Here is a 21,011-nt window from a genome sequence, read left to right as displayed (position 1 = left end):
CACAAATTACGAAAATATAAATAGGGTTGCATTGCTATGAAAAAATATTATTCCTATCTATTAATTTTATTATTCATTACTGGTTGTGCTACGTATAGTACAAAATATGTAGATGAGAAATATGTTGTAGATATTGAAGAGCTAAAAGAGGTTTCACATACATTTTATTTAATTGGTGATGCCGGTTTATCACCTATGGGTGGTATGAACCCTGCCCTTAAGATTTTTAAAGATAAATTAGATAAGGCAGATAAGAATAGTACCGCTATTTTTTTGGGTGACAATATATATCCAGCAGGTTTGCCAGACCCAAAAGATTCAACAGCGGCCTATTTGACTGCTAAAAACCATTTGGATGCACAGTTAAAAACACTAGACGATTTTAAAGGAAGACCACTTTTTATTCCAGGTAATCATGATTGGTATACAGAAGGATTAGTAGGTCTTGAGCGTGAAGAAAATTATATTAAAAAGGCCTTAAAACACGAGAATCCTTTTTTGCCAGAAAACGGTTGCCCTCTTGATGTTGTTGAAATTGGTGAAGATATAGCGATAATAACCATAGATACGGAGTGGTACCTTACCAATTGGGATAAAAGGCCCGATATGAATGACAAGTGCGATATAAAAAGCAGGGAAAAGTTCTTATTAGAACTTGAAGATGCCATAAAGGATTACCGAGATAGAACTACAGTTATTGCCATGCATCATCCTTCAAGCAGTTATGGTCCACATGGTGGTCAATATTCCTTAAGGAAACAATTTTACCCCAAAGAATTGCCCTTTCCAATTCCTGTTTTGGGTACGTTCATTAATGTATTAAGAAGTACATCTGGTGCATCTATCGAAGATTTAAACAATAAACGATATAGAGAGCTAATGAACAGAGTTACTACATTGGCACAGTTTTCTGACCGAGTAATATTTGCATCTGGTCATGAGCATACATTACAATATATAGTTGAAAATAATACGCCGCAGATCGTTAGCGGGTCTGGATCAAAGGAGGGTGCTACTAAGCTATTGAACGGATCTCAATTTAATACAGGTAAAATGGGATTTGCTACTTTAGAAGTGTATACTGATGGTTCTTCTAGAGTTCGATTTTATGGTGTTGGCGAAGATAAAAAAGAAGAATTTTTATTTACTAACGTAGTATTGCCACCTACTCTAAATGAATATATAGGTAATCTTACAACTAACTTTCCCGATTCTGTAAAGGCATCGGTCTATACTAAAAAAGAAATTGATAAAAGTGGTTTCTTTAAAGGAGTTTGGGGAGAACGTTATCGTAAATATTATGGTACAGAGGTGAAGGTGCCAACCGTAAATCTTGATACATTGATGGGCGGTTTAGTTCCTTTAAAAAAAGGCGGGGGCCATCAGTCTAAATCATTACGCCTTCAAAGTAAAGATGGTAGAGAATATGTAATGAGGGCTTTGAAAAAGAGCGCTGAGCTTTATTTGCAGTCTATGGCCTTTCAAGATCAATATGTTTTGGACGATTTAAAGGAAACCTATACCCAAGAATTGCTTCAAGATTTTTACACAGGATCTCACCCATATGGACCGTTTACTACAGGTGTGCTCTCAGATGCAGTCGGTATATACCATACTAACCCTGTACTTTATTATGTGCCAAAACAACCTGCGTTAAAGCAGTACAATGATTCTTTTGGCGATGAGTTGTATATGATAGAAGAACATACCGGTGATGGTCATGGCGATTTGGCGAGTTTTGGTTACGCGAACGAATTAAAAAGCACCGATGGTATGCTTGAAGATTTGCGTGATGATGAAAAGTATGAAGTCGATAAAGATTTATATCTAAGATCTAGACTGTTTGATATGGTTTTGGGAGATTGGGATAGGCACGTAGACCAATGGCGATGGGCAGAATTTAAAGATAAGGAAAAAGGTAAAATAGTTTATAGACCAATACCTAGAGATCGCGACCAAGTATATTCTAAAATGGGAGATGGACCATTAATGAACATTGCAACACGTATTATACCTGGCTTAAGACTTATGGAAGGTTTTAATGAAGAAATTAGAAGCGTAAAAGGTTTCAATTCGTCACCGATGACTTATGTTTTAGATTTGACCCTATTAGGTGAAACTGAAAAAAGCCAATGGTTAGCTCAAGCAAAGTATTTACAAGAAAATTTGACTGTGAATACCATTGATAGGGCATTTAAAGCCTTTCCTGAAGAGGTTCGCGATGAAACAGTGGTGGAGTTAAAAAAAATTTTGTTAGCACGTTTAAGTCATATTCAAGAGACAGCTGAAGAGTATTATAAAATATTGAATAAGTATGCGGTTGTTGCAGGTACCGATAAAGACGATTGGTTTGAAATTAACAGACTTAATGACAAAGAAACTGAAGTAAAAGTCTTTAGAAACATTGAAGATAAAAAAGATAATCTATTCTTTTATAAAGTTTTCACAAAAGTGGATACCAAAGAAATATGGGTATTTGGTTTAGATGATGATGACATCTTTGAAGTTAACAATTCATCAAATTACAATGGGGTAAACGTGAGGATTATAGGTGGCCATAATAATGATATTTATAGAGTTGAAAATGGAAAGAATATTGCGCTGTATGATTACAAAAGCAAAAAAAATACCTTTCAAGAAAGAGGTGGGGCAAAAGTTAAATTGTCCGATGATTATGAACTAAATACGTATCAACCTTTTAAATTAAGAAATAGTTTTAATCAAATTATCCCTACTGTTGGCTTTAATCCTGATGATGGCATACGTATAGGGTTTTTGAACACATATACCTATAACGGATTTAGACAGAATCCATTCACCCAACAGCATACTTTTGGGGCATCATATTATTTTGCTACCAGTGGTTTTGATTTTAAATACCAAGGTGAGTTTGCACATTTGTTTGAAAATTGGAACGGCGAATTATCCGCTCGATTTACTAGTCCTAATTTTGCCGTGAATTTTTTCGGATATGGGAATAACACGGTAATTTTAGATGATGACCTAGAACTTGATTACAATCGAGTAAAACTTAGGCAAATTGAATTTTCACCTTCTTTGGTTTGGAGAGGGGAATTAGGGGCAAAAGTAAAGGTTGGTCTATCATATCAAGATATTAGTGTTGAAGAAACAGATGATAGATTTATAAATACATTTTACCAACAAAATGGGGAAGAGACCAATAGTGATTTTATTGGTGCCCATGCAGGATATTCATATGAAAACAGAGATAATGAAGCTTTTCCTACATTAGGTATGGCAAGCTCTTTACAAGTTGGTTTTAAAGACAATATTTCTACAGATGGAGGTAATTATGGATACGTTATACCTTCAATAAGTTTCGATTATAAATTGATTCCAAGTGGCCGCTTAGTTTTGGCTACTAAATGGAAAGCCCATTTTAATATGGGTAATGGTTATGAGTTTTACCAAGCAGCAAGTATTGGTGGCTTAGATGGTTTGCGAGGTTTTAGAAATCAACGATTTACGGGTAAAACATCATATTATCAAAATACGGATATCAGATTTAGCCTAAATAAAAAGCGGACCAGATTACTACCAATGGCCATGGGGCTATTTGGAGGGTTTGATTATGGTAGAGTTTGGTATCCAGGGTTGAGTTCTGAAAGATGGCATACGTCATACGGTGGCGGATTCTTTTTGAATGCCTCTGATATTATTTCTATTAATACGGCCCTATTTGCAAGTGAAGATGGGGCAAGATTTACCTTTGGGTTAGGTTTTGGTTTCTAAGAGTGAAAATTACTTTAAAGCATAGGAATAGAGATTGCCACCAGTGCCATGTGCGCGTTCATCAGAAATGAGTAATGTGTTGTCATTTAGAAAACATACGGATTCTAACTGTGTTCTTGCGCCTAAATCAATTTCCTCAAGTTTTCCTTTAGAGAAATCATTCCACGTAAATTCAGTAAACACAAAAAGTTTACCATAACTAAGAGCTACTATTTTATCTCCTTTGGGTGAAATATCAATTGAGGTAATTTGACATATTTGCCAATCTGTACAAGGTGTAAAAGACCCAACTAAAGTAGCTTCATATTTGCCGGCAGTATCTGGAACAGAATAAATATGAGCCTCCCCTTTAAATGGTTTAGATCTATTTTTTGTAACTATATAAAGTGAATTTTCATGATGAAATAATGCTTCGGCATCATATAAAAGTCTGTCTTCTTTAGGTGGAAATTCTTTTTGATCAGGATAATTAAATTCAATTTGTTCCGCATCTATTTTATCGCCAGGTTCAATATTTGGGTTTGGTAATTTATAGATGACCAAATTTTTACGAGAGTTGTGATTATTGCCAATATTTGCTACATACAGGTTGCCGGCGATATCTTTGGTTAAATCTTCCCAGTCATCATTTTTACCGTTTTTAACCTCTAGGGTTTTCATGATGTCACCCTTAAAGTTTACCTGATAGATTTCATCTTTATTACCATTATCCTCAATCGTCCAAACTGTAGAATCACCATAAGTAACCAAGCCAGAGTTTTCCTTTAAGCTTCCTGGTAAGTCTGTTATTACTTTTAATTGCCCATAATTGGTGCACGATGTAAGTGTTGAAAATATGGTAAATGTGATTAATACTAGTCTATTCATCCGAATCTAATAATGGCATATATATTTCAGCTTTCCAACGCAAGGCATCTCCTCCCATATTCGGATTGTTAAAAAAGAATTCAATTGGTTTTTGGTCTACTTCAATGCCATTCTTTTCAGCATAATCTAGTAAAGTATACCAAGCTCTATCTGAAGTCATGTAATTGCCATTGTATACAGCCTTCAATGAATTCATTCCTATAAATTCCTTATAAACAAGATTTTTTATGGTCGGTAAAGTATCTTTTTTAATTATTGGATAGCAAAAGTTAAATACAATACTGTCGTTTTGCATATTCCAATCGGTAGTTTCTATAAAGGGAATACCGTTAATTTCAATTCCATTATTGCCAATGACAGAATTGAGAAAAGGATAACTTTCCATCATTGCAAATGCCTTTTTATTTTGAATGGTTTTGTGCTCTACACAAGCACAATAGGTAGAAGGCAGCTCTTCTTCTCCAATAAATGTAACCTTGAATTCTTTAAGATGTTCATTTAAATTTTCTATAAATTCAGTGACTGTTTTTCTAGATTTTATTTCGAAATCGGTATCAGTAAAAGGAATGTAGAACTTGTTTTTTAAGCTATGGTCCACATCTTTTATATCTACCACTATATGCGATGTAGAATCTGTTAAAGCATTAATATTCCATTCATAGATATGGGTCGAATCACCAAAAGAAATAATTTGCTCTAAATGGTTCATGTCATTGACTTGCCTTAAAGAAGCTTTAGGTAATGTTTTGCTCCATGCTTTTAGTGCTTGGTTAATTACGCCTGCATTCGATTTAGCGGTTACTCTAACCTGATAGTCTTGTGGCTTAATGAAAAAATACCAGAGTAATCCAATTGAAATAATAGCTATTGCAATGGTATAACCTTTTCTCATATTTATTTAATTCTGTGCGATATTAGAGTTGCTCTTCATTTTAATTTTAGAGTTCAAGAGAGCGCCTATTTGCCTCCCTTGTCCAACTCCGACTTCAACTGCTGCTCTATAGTGAATACCACCGTACATTCTGCTAATGGCTGCTTCATCCGCTGCAGTATTAAATGAAGTATACTTTCTAATAGGCAGGCCGTATGGTGTTTCTGTATCATCGGTAAAACTAAAATTTTCGCCAAAAACACTGGTTAAGGCAGTAGCAGCGGCTCCTGATACTACGCTATGTCCACTAGTGTATTCAGGAAATGGTGGCGTTTGAAGAATGGGTTTCCAATTTTCGTCAATATGTTGATTTATTAAAGTTTCAGGTCTAATTAAATTACTTCTATACTTTTCATCCCAGCAACTAATAAATGCATCTGCTATTGCCAATGATGTTTTGGTATATGCAAAAACGGTATCGTCGAAATTGCTGTCTGTACTTCTACAGGCTATTTTAGTAATACCTATCCAATGCGCACCAGGAGTTATTTTTTTGGTAGCGAACATTAAGTGGCCTCTAGTAACAGATACATATGGGTTGCAATCCCAAAATTTGGCAATGGCCACTTCATCAGACGCGTCTCCATTCGCCGTAATTTTGTTGCTAATATTATAAACCTCTAGCAGTTCTTTATAGAAGTCTGAATCTTTTTCTAATGAAAAAGGTGGTGGAGGCACAGGTTTAAATTGTGAGGCAGAATCTAAAACAAATGGGCGTATTTTGTTCCAATGTGGTTCTATGCCATCCATATATGCAGGGGGTGTGGGTTGCCATCTAGAAGCTTCATCGGTGTTTACCGTAAACTTTGGCATGGTACGGGTTTGGCTGTAATTATCCTTACTCATCCATCCTTTTATATGGTCTGCCACTTTTAATCCATAAGCTTTAGAAGCTTCAAATTCAGTTTTATTTTTTGTTCTCCAAACATTAAATAGGCTGTCTTGCAAAACATCGAACTTATCTTCTGAGAAAATCAATTGACGACTTATGTTCATATGTGCAATTAAAGCCGAAAGTTGAGGGTTAATTCCTGAGATAGAATCCATTTTAGGAATCGGTTTCAAGTCTGTAATCTGACCTGATAACGTTCGATAATCAGGGTTCACCTGTGCTATTATTTCATAGGCAGCAATATTCGGGTAAGCGAATATTCTACTAGCCACAGGAGGCGAGAAAATATCATGAATCATTATTTCTACTATCTTATCGATAGAGTTATGTAATTCTTCTGGAGATATTATAATAGGCTCTTCTTTCTTAGCGCAACTCGCAAGAATAAGGCCGGTCATTAATAGTGTAATATACCTTTTCATACGTTTATTGTTTTAGTATTTTATATACTTGTGCCGCTTCATTGTTGAATGTTAGCAGTAAGTAATTATGGTTGTTTGAATGTATAATATTCATCTTTCTGATTGATTTGCCCATAAGGTCAAGACCAATTCGATTGGCTAAGGTAATATTGTTTGCATCATTTATCAAAGCTCCAGGGAAAGAATCAAAACGACCATGGTAAGGTTTTACCCCAAAATAGTTTCCAGCGGCTAAAACTTCAGTTTTAGTATCACCATCAAAATCAAATTCTAAAAAGGACATAATAGGAGCTAACTGTAATTCGAAATTAAAAGGAATAAAGGAAAATTTACCATTATGATTTCTCAAATATCCAGAACTTAAGTTATGTACTTCTTGAATTTCTGCATTAGGCAATACATCTTCACCTAAAATTTCTTCCATTGATTTTCCGGCAAAAGAAGTGTAATCGGTGAATTTTTTACGAAGTGAGACTAACTGACTAGATAGCTCTCTAAGTCCGTCAATCGGATAATTTTCACCATCTTTATATATGCTGACGATGGTTTCGGTAGCTCCATTTTTATCAAGGTCACCATAATACATTTTCATAGGATGTTCTGAAGATGCTGAGAATTTCGTATTCAATCCCCAGTTACCTAACAAATAATCTTGGTCACCATCACCATCGATATCGAAACTGGTAACAGCTTGCCATAATCCGTTTACCTTATCATTTTCTAACAGATGTACTTCAGTAAATATACCCTTGTTGTTCTGAAAAAATCGTGGAGACATCCATTCACCCACAAATAAAAGGTCTTCCCAGCCATCATTATTGAAATCTGTAACAACCGCATCGGTAATCATTCCCAAGTTTTCAAAGGGATTGTTCGCTATCGTGAAGTCTCCGTTTTTATTTTCTAATAAATAGCTGTTTGGTTTATTGCCATAATCTGCACTAATAGATTGATTACAAATTAATATATCTAAATCATTGTCATGATCATAATCTAATTTGAGAAGTACAGATGCATTTTCAAATAATTCAGGAAATTCTTTTTTAGTGAAAGTGCTCTCGCTTGCTGAGTAGTAAGAGTCGGTTAAAGGTTTCATCTCATTGAAAAAATCAGCGCCACCTGTGCCAACTATCAAATCATTTTTGCCATCAGAATTAAAATCACCAATAATCGATGCGATATCTTCCTTTATACTATCGTTCTGAATTTCTGGATAAATTTTTAATTGAAAAGTTGAATCACCTTGAATAAAAATTTTAGAGGGAATGTATTTAGAGCCTCCAAAAAAGACGTCTTCTTTACCATCCTCATTTAAGTCGCCAACGCTAACGGCAGGTCCTCTGTCTGACATTTGATAAGGTATAAGTTTTTGGCGTAGATAATCACTGTAGGCATCTTCTATGTGCTCATAATTTATTCCAAGATTATTCGGTTCTTTTTCAAAAAGGGGCTTTTGTTTTAGGTGTAAGCTAGTATAGTCAAATGGTTTTGCTAGCTCTGGTTTAATAAAAAGAGTTTGGTTGGTGGTTATGTTCTTAAGTATTTGAAAGCTTTTGTCTGGCCAAATTATTTTTAAGGAATCAACGGTATTAAGGTCCCCGTAACCGAAATGTATTATAGGTTCTGAAGAAGCTTGAAAACCACGTACAGTATACATCTCTTTGAACTGTTGTATGCCATTTGCAAAGGAAAAAACTTTGGTTCCGATTCCGAATTTATTTTCTTTTTTAAAGTTCAGTTTTATTTTTAACCAATTACGAGTGCTATTGGTGATATTCTCTTGTATGAGGGCTGGGCTAAATAGATTATTGGTCACGATATCTAAGTCACCGTCATTATCTAAATCACCGTAGGCTGTTGCGCCAGAGATAACAGTATCTTGGGCAATCCAAGTTTTCGATTCGTCAATAAAATTAAGATCTGAAGAGCCTTTAAAGATTTTATTGCCTACAAAGCCCGATGGCATCATGGCCAACGCCTTTTGGTCTACAAGATTTGTACTATTTATTTTTTGCTTGATATTATCGTTCGATACATAATTGATGTAATCAAGGTCGTTAGGGCGTTTTGGAATACCGTTACTAATGTAAAGATCCTGCTCGCCATCTTGATTGTAATCGCCAAATAATGCGCTCCAACTCCAATCTGTTGCGGCTACGCCACTCAGTAATGCAGTTTCTATAAACATGCCGTTGGGTTGGTTTACATACAGCATATTTCTGGTATACTGATTATGATAACCAAAGGTTTGTGTCTTCAATTTTTGAATTTGAACATCATCATCACCTTCAGAAGTTTTTAAGACCATTTCGTCTTGTGCCAACATATCCAATGAAATTAAATCAGGTAGACCGTCATGATTAATATCTGCCACATCACTACCCATTGAGAATCTTGAGGTATGTCCGAAATATTGTTTCAAGCTTTCTTTAAATGTTCCATCTCCATTATTTAGATAATAATAATCATCTTCATGAAAATCATTGCCGATGTAAAGATCTGGAAATCCATCTTGGTTAAAATCTGAAACAGCAATACCTAGACCATAACCATTGATACCACCATAGATGCCAGCTTCTTCACTTACATCGGTAAATTGTCCATTATCATTACGTAGTAATTTGTCGCCGGTTTCATAGCTTCTTTTGAATCGAACTTCTGCGTTGCCATAAGAGTCTTGAGTATGCACGGCATGATTAAGTAAATACATGTCTAGATCACCATCTAAATCATAATCTAAGAATGCTGCTGATGAACTATACGATTCATAATCTAAGCCGTATTCGGCAGAACTTTCTTTAAAAGTGGCATTACCTTGATTTATAAAAAGTTCATTGTGGCCATTAAACCCGTTAAGACCAACCACGGCACAAACATAAATATCCAAAAGACCATCTCCGTTTACGTCACCCATTATAGCGCCTGTGTTCCATGAGCTATTTCCTTCGACACCAGCTTTAATGGATATATCTTCAAATTTGAGATTTCCTTTGTTGAGGTATAATTTGTTTTTTACTTGATTTCCTGAAAAGTAAATGTCTGGCAAGCTATCATTATTAATATCACCAATGGCGACGCCACCACCATTATAAAAGTATAAGTAATCTAAAATACTAAGGTCTTTAGATTCGGTCAGGGTGTTTTCAAAGCTAATGCCAGTATCACTTGGGGAGTGTTTTGTAAAAAGCTCGCCCGAATTTTCCTTGCAACCAATTGCAAGGACCAATAAACAAAGAATAAGAATTTTATTTTTCATTTAATCGATAAAGTTTTGGAGTGTCATTATTGATTGCTGCAATGATAAATTGATTTCCCTTTTTATCCTTAATTACTTCGATGTGTTTTACTTCGTTTCGGATGAAGAAACCACTATCTGAATAGTTTTGCCATTCAAACCCAAGATTGCCATCGCCAAGTAAAACATTCCCGTAATTTGCATCTAACCTTGAGTATTGCGGTTTAAATTCAAAATTATTGCCAGCCATTACCAAGTCAAGATTGCCATCTTTGTTAACATCTATACATTGAATACCGCAGATACAAGAGAATTGTACTTGCGGTGGTAATATTTTAATAGTAAAATTACCATTGCCATCATTAATAGCAATTACTGATTCTGAAATACTAGCCTGTTTTTGTATTGTATTTTCTATAACATTTTTGGGAAAGAGTTCGTCAATGGTTTTTTTTGCATATTCTGAAGCCTTTATATTCTTTTTCTTTAAGGCCAATATTTGAGAGGTCAACTCCTTTTTTTGGTGTAAAGGATAATCACCGTTATTATAATTTTGTGTGGTAATCTGTTCTATTGTGCCATCGTTATCAAAATCATTTACCCACATTTTCATTGGTTGGCCAGGTGCAGGTTTGTAATGAAGATTACTTCCCATATTACCCAGTATTAAATCTTGATCACCGTCGTTATCTAAATCATATCCTTCGACAGCTCCCCACCAACCATTAAGGCTATCGAGAGAACTCTTAGAATAGCTAAGTCTTCTGCCAGAGTTCTTATAGATTTTAGGGCTACCCCAATCGGAAACCGTGACTAAATCCTTTTTGCCATCACCATCCATATCGAGCCATTTGGCGTCAGTAACCATTCCAGCATCCTTTAGGTCGTATGCTGAGCGTTCAGTAGCATCGGTGAATGTACCATTTCCATTATTAAGTAGAAATAAATGGTCAGGATTTATACCATATGTTCCAACTACACTTCTTGAACCTACAAAGACATCGATGTCGCCATCATCATCAAAATCTGAAGGCGCTATAACGGCAACATTTTTATTAGTTGTGGGTAATTTATTGGTACTTAAAGTAAAATTTCCTTTACCGTCATTAAGATATAGGCGAATGCCATAAGTGCCTTGCATGCCTATTTCATTGCCGCCAGTACCCACCATAAGGTCTAAGTCTCCGTCATTATCCGAATCAAAAAATGATGCAGCCGTATCTTCAAGTGGAGCTTCTGTTTCGAAATATTTTATAATAGGTTTTGATAATGTGCCATCGCCAGAATGCAAATACAAAGCGCCAGATTGTTCTTTGCCACCACCAATGAAAATATCCTCGTTGCCATCACCATTTACATCGCCTACAGTTAAACCCGGTCCTTCTTCCGCTAATGATCTAGAAATTAATCCTTCATTGTCAAAATCCATGTAATTGTTTTCCTTGTGGGTCAACAAGGTGTTATTTTCTATTTGATTTAAGATAGTGGGTTTGTTTTCTTTTTTAGTCTTGTAGATTTCTTTAGCTTCATTTTGAACGAAGGTTATCGATTGATTTGCTTTTACATTCGTAAGCTTTACCGTTGCATCGTTTGGCCATATAATTCTAACAGAATCTAAAGTCGTAGTCGCTCCAAGACCAATGGTCATCGGGTAATCGACAGAAGATTGAAAACCTCTTGAAGGCATTAAAGTTTGGTCGATAATGTTGTTAGGGTAATATAAACGTGCTATGGTACCTATTCCAAATCTATTACCATCAGAACCTTCAAATTTTAATTTGATATAATTATTGCTAGATTCGGTTTCCGAATTATTTCTGTAAACGAATGTTTCCATGTTTACGTTATTGACCACTAAATCTAAATCCCCGTCATTATCTAAATCCCCATATGCAGATCCATTAGAACGACTTGGAATTTCGAAACCCCATTGTTTATTATAGTTGCTAAAGGTGATATCTCCATTATTTCGATAAGCATAATTGGGTAAAGGAGTTACAGGCATTTTATTGATGATAGAATCTATAGATTCTTTTCTTCCTGTCAACGCCATTTTTTGGATAATTTCGTTTGCGAAAAAATCAACAAAATCGAGATCGGTTAAATCATGATTAATGCCATTTGTAATATAAATATCTTTTAAGCCATCATTATCCATATCGAATAACAACCCAGACCAACTCCAATCGGTTGCTTCAACACCGCTATAATATGCGATTTCAGAAAATGAACCATTGCCGTTATTTAGTTGTAAGGTGTTTTGAATATACTGCTGGTGAAAGTCTTTACTTTGCTTTAATTTGAAGACATTGTAGCCTTCGAATTCCATAACCGATTTTACGCGTTGGTCAGGTTCAGGAAGCATGTCGGTAATGAATATGTCGGTTAAGCCGTCATTGTTAATATCAGCCATGTCAACTCCCATAGCAGATAAACTGAGATGATTTGTCCATTTTTGAACCTCCTCGCTAAAAGTACCATCTTGGTTATTGATGTATAAGTAATCCCTTTCGTAAAAGTCATTAGATACGTAAATATCTGGATATAAATCGTTGTTGATATCAATGACCATAACACCTAGGCCAAAACCAATTAGACTACCATAAATACCTGCTTTTTCGCTTACATCTACAAACTTACCGTTGTCGTTTCTTAATAGCATGTCGCCAACACCTCTAAAAATTTTTGGTACACCTTCCCAATCTTGAGCCCTAACGTCACGTTGTTCAGCATACCCAAGACTACTTACAGGAATATTACTATTGTTTAGAATGTAAGCATCTAAGTCACCATCCTTGTCATAATCAAAGAAAGAGGCATGTGTAGAAAATCCTGTTTCCGCCAAATTAAATTCATGGGCACGCTCAGTAAAAGTTCCATTTCCATTATTAATGAAAAGGTCGTTATCATGGTTGTTGCCTTCCATGTTCCCTGCATTACTTACATAAATGTCTAGTAGCCCGTCATTGTTAATATCTGCCATCACCACACCGGTAGACCAAGGTTTGTTTCCCGCAATTCCCGCAGCTTCAGAAATATCTTCAAATTTTAAACCCCCTTTATTGAGATACAATTTATTCGGTTCCATATTTCCAGTAAGAAAAACATCAGAAAGTCCATCATTGTTAATATCGCCTATGGCAACACCACCACCATTATAAAAATTTCTGTATTTGAAAATATTGAATTCTTTTGAATTTTGAACCTTGTTTATAAAGTTAATACCAGACTCTTCTGAAGGTAAAAGGGTAAACAAAGTAGGTTCTGGCTTTTCAATTGATTCGCTAGAATCTTTTTTAGAGTTACAGGAGTACAAAAGTGAAAAAAGTAAGCTAAAATAGGTTAGCCTAAGTAAATTCGATTTCATTCTTAAATATTTTTGAAATAACAATTCGATTTCATCGTGAATTAGGAAATGGTACATTGACAAAGAATATTTAGAGCAGTCATGCTTGCTTTTAGGATGCTTCGATAATCATCACAAAAACGACTGTATATCTTTGATTCCTTAAAAATTTTATAAACTATCTAAGTTGAATGAGTCACCCCTAAAACAGTATCTTAAAAATTAGATTGCAAGATAGCCAAATACCTACTATTTGCTAGGCTTTATTTACATAAGTCGATGTTAATATTTGTCGAAAACGTTATAGATTTTGTGGAATATTGTGAATAATCAGTTTTTCATAGCCTGAATTTAGAAGTAATGAAAATAATCCAATATATTTAGGCTTGACTAATTAACCAACAACAGACCACATGATAGGGATTTTATCTTTTATAGGCTTTACAGTTTTAGTAGCTGTTATTTCATATTTTGCAACAAGGAGTACCGATGAACAAACATCCGATGGCTATTTTCTAGGAGGAAGAAGTTTAACGGCCGGGGTTATCGCTGGGTCATTGTTGCTTACGAATTTATCTACAGAGCAAATTGTCGGTCTAAATGGTAGCGCATATACAGACGGATTATCAGTTATGGCCTGGGAAACTTTGGCCGCAATCGCAATAATCGTCGCTGCAATATTCTTACTGCCGAGATATCTTAAAGGTGGTCTTACCACAGTGCCCCAGTTTTTGGCAAAAAGATTCGATGTAGCCACAAAAACGCTTACTTCTGGATTATTTCTTACAGGTTACGTCGTGGTTTTACTTCCGGTTATTTTGTACTCTGGTTCAGTAGCTATAAGTGGTATGTTCGATGTGCCGACGCTGTTAGGTGTTTCTGATAGCACTGCATTGGTTATATGTATTTGGGGAATTGGAATCATAGGTTCTATTTATGCTGTTTTTGGAGGTTTAAAAGCTGTTGCAGTATCTGATTCTATTAATGCAATAGGTTTGTTAATAGGAGGATTGTTAATTCCAATATTCGGATTAATGGCTATTGGTGATGGTAGCGTTTTTACCGGACTTGAAACTTTGGTGAATACTAATCCAGAACGATTCGATTCTACTGGTAACGCTGGTCAAGAAGTTCCTTTCAGCACTATTTTCACGGGTATGATGTTGGTTCAGCTTTTTTATTGGGGAACCAATCAACAAATAATACAAAGAGCTTTGGGGGCTAAAAATTTAGCCGAAGGTCAAAAAGGTTTACTCTTGGCGTCATTTTTGAAAATATTGGGTCCTTTAATTTTGGTTTTACCAGGTATGATTGCCTACCATTATTTTGATGGTAATTTAGATACAAGTGATTTGGCTTATCCAGAATTGGTACGAGCGGTATTACCTAAACCATTAGTAGGATTTTTTGCTGCCGTTTTATTCGGGGCTATTTTAAGTTCATTTAATAGTGTTTTAAATAGTTCTGTAACGCTATTTGGTATTGATATATACAAGCAACATATAAATAAGCAAGCGTCGGAATCTACCGTAGTGAAATATGGAAAAATTTTCGGTATCTGTTTGGCATTAGCCGCAATGTTTATAGCTCCATTAATTGCTAATGCAGGTAGTTTGTTTAATTACTTACAGGAAATAAATGGTATATACAGTATTCCAATATTTACAATTATAGTTGTTGGGTACTTGACAAAAAGAGTACCGGCTATTGCAGCAAAAATCGGAATTTTATCAGGGTCATTACTGTATATAATCAGTCAATTTTGGCTTAAGAACAAATTTATTGATGAGGCACTTGCCCAAGCTAATGTATCGGGAATTACTGATCCAGCTCAACTTAAATTAATAGAAGCTGAGGCATATCCTCATTATTTACATATTATGGCCATATTATTTGTAACAAACATCATTATTATGTTGATTATTGGTGCGATTAAGCCACGTAAAGAACCATTTGTATTGGAGTATACAAATCAAGTATCGATTACTCCTTATAAGTATGTGAATCAAGTTGGAATATTGATTTGCTGTATAGTAATAGGAATTTATGTCTATTTTGCTAAATAGGTATATTTCTATTCTTCAAAGGTAAAAAGCTTAACCATATTTGTTTATCTTCTAGCTTATATTTAGACTTATCGGCAATCGAAATACCCTTCAATTATCACCAATAATTGAAGGGTATTTTGATTTTCAGATTTACTATAAGCTATTAAATAGTTAAAGAAGGGTTCTTGCTTTGCTTATTAATATATTATCTAGTAAACTATTCGTATCAGTTTAGTTCTATACTATAGTTAGATTGCGAATAAGGAATTACTATATGGAGTACTTATTAACTTCTATTTTAAAAATATTATCTATGTATGCAATAAACACATGTATTATTTATTTTCTGAAATTCTTTATATGATTGGTTATAATAGATTCTCTTTAAGAAAAGGAAAAGCACCAATTTCTTATCTTTTCAAAACATTGATTTATAAAGCTATATTTTTATTTTGTTACAAATAAAATAGAAAGCAAAAAAGCCTCCAATAATTGGAGGCCTTTTCGAACTTAAACTTAATTTATTATTAGTACCCTGGGTTCTGAACCAAATTAGGGTTTGCAAGCAATTGTGCTGGTGGAATAGGGAACAGGTTATAATCATCATTATTAATGGTAGGAGTGGCTTTAAATAACCAATCTCTTCCATACTGACCGAAACGGATTAAATCGTTACGTCTCCAAGCTTCTTGATACAATTCTCTACCTCTTTCATCTAAAATGTCTTGTGCTGAAACAGTACCTAGCAATTGTTGAGTGTTACGTATCGTTCTTAAGTCATTTATCATTGAAGTAGGATCACCACCGCTTCTAAACATAGCTTCAGCTTTCATTAAGTGTGCATCTGAATATCTAAATACAATTTGATGACTTATTGAAGCATCACCATTTCTTGCTGCATATTTTTGAACTCTAATACCAGTGGTTTCATCATTATTGATGAAATTAACAGCACCAGAGTTGTCCTTAAACTCTCTTTTGAAAGTTAAGGGAGCACCTTGTCTATCTTTTAAAGGTGTTCCATCAAGAGCATATTGTTGGTTGATCAGGAAACCATACCCAACGTTAGAGCCATTTACGTAGCCATCTAATTCAGCAGCATAAGGTTGATCAGCGAAAGCAACACCTCTTGTTGGTACACCACCTCTACGCTCTTCTTGACCATTTGCTGGTTCTTGGTTTGCATCTAATTCATTAAATTCTGAATCTCCTTCAAAAAGGTCATAAAATTCAGCTAATGTGCTGAAACCATTCCATCCACCACCTTGTATGCTAGTGTTGTTGTAATGAAGACCCATTACTATTTTGTTAATGGTGTTGGCCTCTAAAGACCATATAGTTTCAGTATCAGCATCTGGTAAGAAAAGGTCAAAGTACCCTTCTTGCAAAGCATAACCATCAGCGGTAATTGCATCAACTAAAGAAATAACTTCCGCCATATCACCTGATTCTGGCTCTACACCTAAATAAATATGTTTGTTTAAAAGAACTTTAGCTTTCAAGTATCTAGCGGCTGCTTTACTAGCTCTGCCATTTGCGACACCGCTCGCTGCTGGTGTGCTAGGAGCATTAGCAATAGCAGTTTCTATATCAGCTAAAATAAAATCAACTGCAGCTTGCCCAGTTAAAACTTCTGGAACCGCTGATGATGGTAACGAAGTATCTCTAAAAGGTACTTGGCCATAGTTATCTAAAATTACCCACATACTGTAAGCGCGTATAAAGCTAGCATCACCTATGTTGGTAGCTGAAGGGTTACTTCTAGCATCTAAAACTTGTGATGCTTGTAATTGGTTACCGTTCCATAATTGAAAAACGTTTACTATAAATTGGTGTTGTCCATTCCAATCATGGGTATGTAAAACTCTCCAAAGACCGTTGTCACCCCAATCTCCACCTCTTGTTGGAATTAAGTGTTCGTCACTGGTCACTTCTTGAAGTGCAAAATAATTGTCTTGCCCAGCATATTGCCCAGCAAGAGAACCGTATAGATTCGTAACGGTAGATGATGGATCGGCTAAGCCTTGAAAGCCATCAGAAATTATCGAATCTGTTTCTTCTATTTCTAGGTCGGTACAGGAGGTAACCCCTACCAACGATAGAATAGAAAGCGTTAAGATTTTAAAATTATTTTTCATGATATTCAATTTTTTTTAATTAAAATGATGCGTTTATACCAAAAGTAATTGTTCTTGGTCTTGGGTATGAACCATAATCAAGTCCCCTAGATGGAACACCAGAACCTAAGTCACCTGTATTAGCAGTAACCTCTGGGTCTAAACCACTATAGTCAGTTATCAAAAATAAGTTCTGACCAGTAAGTGAGAAACGTAAAGCATCTAAAGCACCTTCACCAGATAATGGGAAGTTGTAACCAACACTTGCATTTTGGAAACGTACAAAATCTCCTTTTTCTAAAAAGCGTGTTGAAGCATCAGCAGAAGCTCCAGGATTTTCACCATTACCTATTACATTTTGAGTTACGTTTCTAGAGTTTGAAAGTGCGCCTGCATTGAAGTAAGCATTGTCCGTGTTATTGTAAACAGAAAAACCAAATTGGCCTTGAAAAAATACAGAAGCATCAAAATCTTTAACTCTTAAATTTAAACTTAAACCAGTCGTAATGTCTGGTAAGGCATCTTCACCTACGAATTTTTTATCTCCAAAAGGGTCTCCTACACCGTTTCCATCAACATCTTGGTAGATTGGATTTCCAGCACCGTCAAAACCTTCAAAAACAGGTAGGTAGTATGAGTATAATGATTGTCCAGAAGCAAAACGTTGCGCGAAAGCTCCAGTTAATCCAGGACCGTTAACGGCTCCAGTATCAATTAATCCGGCAAAGTCCTGAACCTCATTATTGTTATAAGCTATGTTGAAATCTGCAGAAAAAGTTGCATCATCCGATTGCACGAAATCATAAGCTAAAGCAAGTTCAACCCCTTGGTTGATAATACTTGCATCAACATTGCTGAACTGAAAAGGGTCAACAGCAGGTGACGCTGGTGGTGTTTGTAAAAGAACATCGGTTGTTTTTGTTCTATACACATCAAAACTACCGCTAAAACGATCGCTATTGAAACCAAAATCAATACCGGCATTTATGTTAAATGAAGATTCCCATTTCAAATCTGGTCTATCCGTAGCTACAATTTCAGTACCATTAGGAGTAATTTCAAGATTTTGTTGAATTGTTAAACCAGAAAAACGCTGTCTAGCAACAAAGTTTCCATAGCCTAGTCCATCTTGGTTACCAGTGATACCTGTACTCAATCTAAGTTTTAGCGTAGAAACATTCTCCCCGACAAAATCCTCTTCGTTTATTTTCCAAGCAAATGCTCCAGAAGGGAAATAACCATATTGATTTTCAGGACCAAATCTAGAAGAGCCATCAGCTCTCATGGTACCTGTAAATAAATATTTGTCGTTTAACGTATAGTTAAGTCTTGCGAAGAATGATTGTAACTCATCGGTATTGTCAAAAGCATCAGTGTAAACTGAAGTTACCGAACTTGATAGGCTTCTGCCTAATTCTTCTTGTGGTACTACATTAGGAAATAATCTATTGATTAAAACTCCATTAGAGTTTGTAGCGTAATAGGCCTGTTGGTAAGAACCTGTTACTGAATTTTGCAAATCACTTACAGCACTTCTTAGATCAGAACCCATTGCATTAAGATCTCCTGTGTTATAGCCTCTACCTCCTGCATTGAAACCGAAAGTTTGAAAGTCTTGGTAACCAAAACCTACTAAAGCTTCTAAACTAGAATTTTCGAATTCTTTGTTGTAGTTTACAGTAGCTTCAAAAGTTTTATTATTTCTTTCTAAAACACTGTAGTTACCACGACCAACGCCCGATACACCATTTATGTTATTAATATTTTTAGAGATAACAGATGTGTTAGAAGCTTCTGCTTTATCTAAACCAGCATTTAACTTAGCTGAAATTTCTGGGGTGAAATTATACTGTACAGAACCATTTAATAAATACCTATCTGTATTAGTTAAATTCTGTGTATTGTCTAAAGCGTTTTGTGGGTTTACATTAAGTCCTCCAGCGTTAAAGTTTGAACTAGCCGGCCAAGTAGGGTTTGCTGCATAAGCTCCACCTAAAACATCTCCTGCTGCACCCGCTTGTGCACTGATAGGTGCTTGAGAGTCATTTATTCTAGCAACAGACATTTGAAGGCCAAGAACCAATTTGTCATCTAAAAATCGTTGATTAAAATTAATTCTACCTGTAATTCTTTCCAAGTCAGAATTTTCAACGATACCAAATTGCTTACCGTAACCAAAAGTAGCTCTTACGTTACCACTACCATAATTTTTAGAATAAGAAAGGTTTTGATTTTGAGAAGCTGTTGATCTCAATACAACTTGTTGCCAATCTGTATTTGAGCGAAAATTAACTGCATTGGCATCACCACCTACAGCTGCAACACCTGCCAAAAATTCAGGGCCGTCTAGTAGGTCATAAGTATTTGCTGCAGTTGCTACACTTAAAGAGCTAGAGAAATCGAAAACTCCTTTACTGCTTCCTTTTCCACTTTTGGTAGTAATGATAACAACACCGTTGGCACCACGAGAACCGTAGATTGCAGTTGCAGAGGCATCTTTTAAGATACTCATACTTTCAATATCGTTCGGGTTAATAAAGTTCAAAGGGTTTTTTACGGCACTTTGGCCAAAACCGGTTTCACCTTGTGGAGATGTATCTCCCCCACCTAATGGAACACCATCAACAACAAATAGAGGATTGTTGTTCGCACGAACAGAATTAGAACCTCTAATGTTAATTTGAATACCTGCTCCTGGCTCACCACTTGTCTCTTGTATGTTTACACCAGCAGTTTTACCTTGAATCAATTGTTCTGGCGAAGCAATATTACCTCCATTAAAATCTTTTGCTGTAACGGCTGTAACAGACCCAGTAGCATCTTTTACAGTAGTAGTACCATAACCTATGATTACTACCTCTTCAAGAGCTTCGGCATCTTCTTCTAAAGTAAAGTTTATAGAACTTCTTCCATTAATAGCTACCTCTTGAGTTTTGTAGCCAATATAACTAACGATAAGTACTGCGCCATCTGGAGCGGTCAATGTGTAATTACCGTCAAAATCTGTTTGCGTACCATTTGTAGTACCCTTTTCAAGAACACTTGCTCCTGGTAAAGGTCCACTTGCATCTGAAACAGTTCCAGATACTTCTTGTGCCTGAGAAAGTCCAAAGCACAAAAATGTACTTAGCACCAACAGGCTTTTAAGGAATGTAATCTTCATAAATTGTTAATTTAAGTTGAGTTAATTTAATTTCAATTGTTAAAAATATGTAAAATGATGAGTTGAAATGAAAATGGGCGAGGTTTAATTGTTACGAAAACGGTTTCGTGTTAATAACTTTTAAATATTACAAGTATATAGAAAGAAAACAGTCAAATTTGTAATATTGTTAAATATTAGCGCTTCTTACTGCGAATATACAATGTTTGTCAAATATATAAAAATTACATTTTGTAT

General features: G+C 35.4%; 9 protein-coding genes. 2 read left to right on the top strand and 7 right to left on the bottom strand.

The features are described from left to right. Window positions 1–36 precede the first annotated feature (36 nt). Window positions 37–3,753, top strand: a complete 3,717-nt coding sequence (locus AACZ41_RS00220; protein ID WP_339625275.1) for a metallophosphoesterase — start codon at window positions 37–39, stop codon at window positions 3,751–3,753. A gap of 9 nt (window positions 3,754–3,762) precedes the next feature. On the opposite strand, the gene AACZ41_RS00215 is transcribed toward AACZ41_RS00220, so the two are convergent. Genes AACZ41_RS00215 through AACZ41_RS00195 form a run of 5 tightly spaced genes read right to left on the bottom strand, consistent with a single transcriptional unit; the run spans window position 3,763 to window position 13,467 of the window. Next, complete coding sequence (locus AACZ41_RS00215; protein WP_339625273.1) at window positions 3,763–4,620, bottom strand: hypothetical protein; 858 nt, start codon at window positions 4,618–4,620, stop codon at window positions 3,763–3,765. Then, window positions 4,613–5,512, bottom strand: a complete 900-nt coding sequence (locus AACZ41_RS00210; protein ID WP_339625271.1) for an AraC family transcriptional regulator — start codon at window positions 5,510–5,512, stop codon at window positions 4,613–4,615. The genes AACZ41_RS00215 and AACZ41_RS00210 overlap by 8 nt, the downstream gene beginning before the upstream one ends. 6 nt (window positions 5,513–5,518) lie before the next feature. After that, window positions 5,519–6,865, bottom strand: a complete 1,347-nt coding sequence (locus tag AACZ41_RS00205) for a vanadium-dependent haloperoxidase (RefSeq protein WP_339625269.1) — start codon at window positions 6,863–6,865, stop codon at window positions 5,519–5,521. Window positions 6,866–6,869: 4 nt separating this feature from the next. Beyond that, window positions 6,870–10,121: a VCBS repeat-containing protein gene (locus AACZ41_RS00200; RefSeq protein WP_339625267.1), complete on the bottom strand. Its 3,252-nt coding sequence runs from the start codon at window positions 10,119–10,121 to the stop codon at window positions 6,870–6,872. Further along, entirely contained in the window at window positions 10,111–13,467 is a 3,357-nt protein-coding gene (locus AACZ41_RS00195) for a VCBS repeat-containing protein (RefSeq protein WP_339625265.1), read from the bottom strand. Before AACZ41_RS00195 ends, AACZ41_RS00200 begins: the two co-directional genes overlap by 11 nt. A 392-nt stretch (window positions 13,468–13,859) precedes the next feature. On the opposite strand from AACZ41_RS00195, the gene AACZ41_RS00190 reads away from it, so the two are divergent. Next, on the top strand, window positions 13,860–15,512 hold the full coding sequence (locus tag AACZ41_RS00190) for a solute:sodium symporter family transporter (RefSeq protein WP_339625263.1): 1,653 nt from the start codon (window positions 13,860–13,862) through the stop codon (window positions 15,510–15,512). A 509-nt stretch (window positions 15,513–16,021) separates the two neighbouring features. Here AACZ41_RS00190 and AACZ41_RS00185 read toward each other — a convergent pair. After that, a complete protein-coding gene (locus AACZ41_RS00185) occupies window positions 16,022–17,632 on the bottom strand; it encodes a RagB/SusD family nutrient uptake outer membrane protein (RefSeq protein WP_339625261.1) in 1,611 nt (536 codons plus the stop codon). A 19-nt stretch (window positions 17,633–17,651) separates the two neighbouring features. Beyond that, window positions 17,652–20,774 (bottom strand): SusC/RagA family TonB-linked outer membrane protein, encoded by a 3,123-nt coding sequence (locus AACZ41_RS00180; RefSeq protein WP_339625259.1) that lies wholly within the window; start codon window positions 20,772–20,774, stop codon window positions 17,652–17,654. Window positions 20,775–21,011 lie beyond the last annotated feature (237 nt).

It is taken from the genome of uncultured Maribacter sp. (assembly GCF_963974015.1).
GTDB lineage: Bacteria > Bacteroidota > Bacteroidia > Flavobacteriales > Flavobacteriaceae > Maribacter.
Note: the sequence above shows the minus strand (reverse complement) of the source record. Positions and strands in the feature narration are given on the sequence as shown.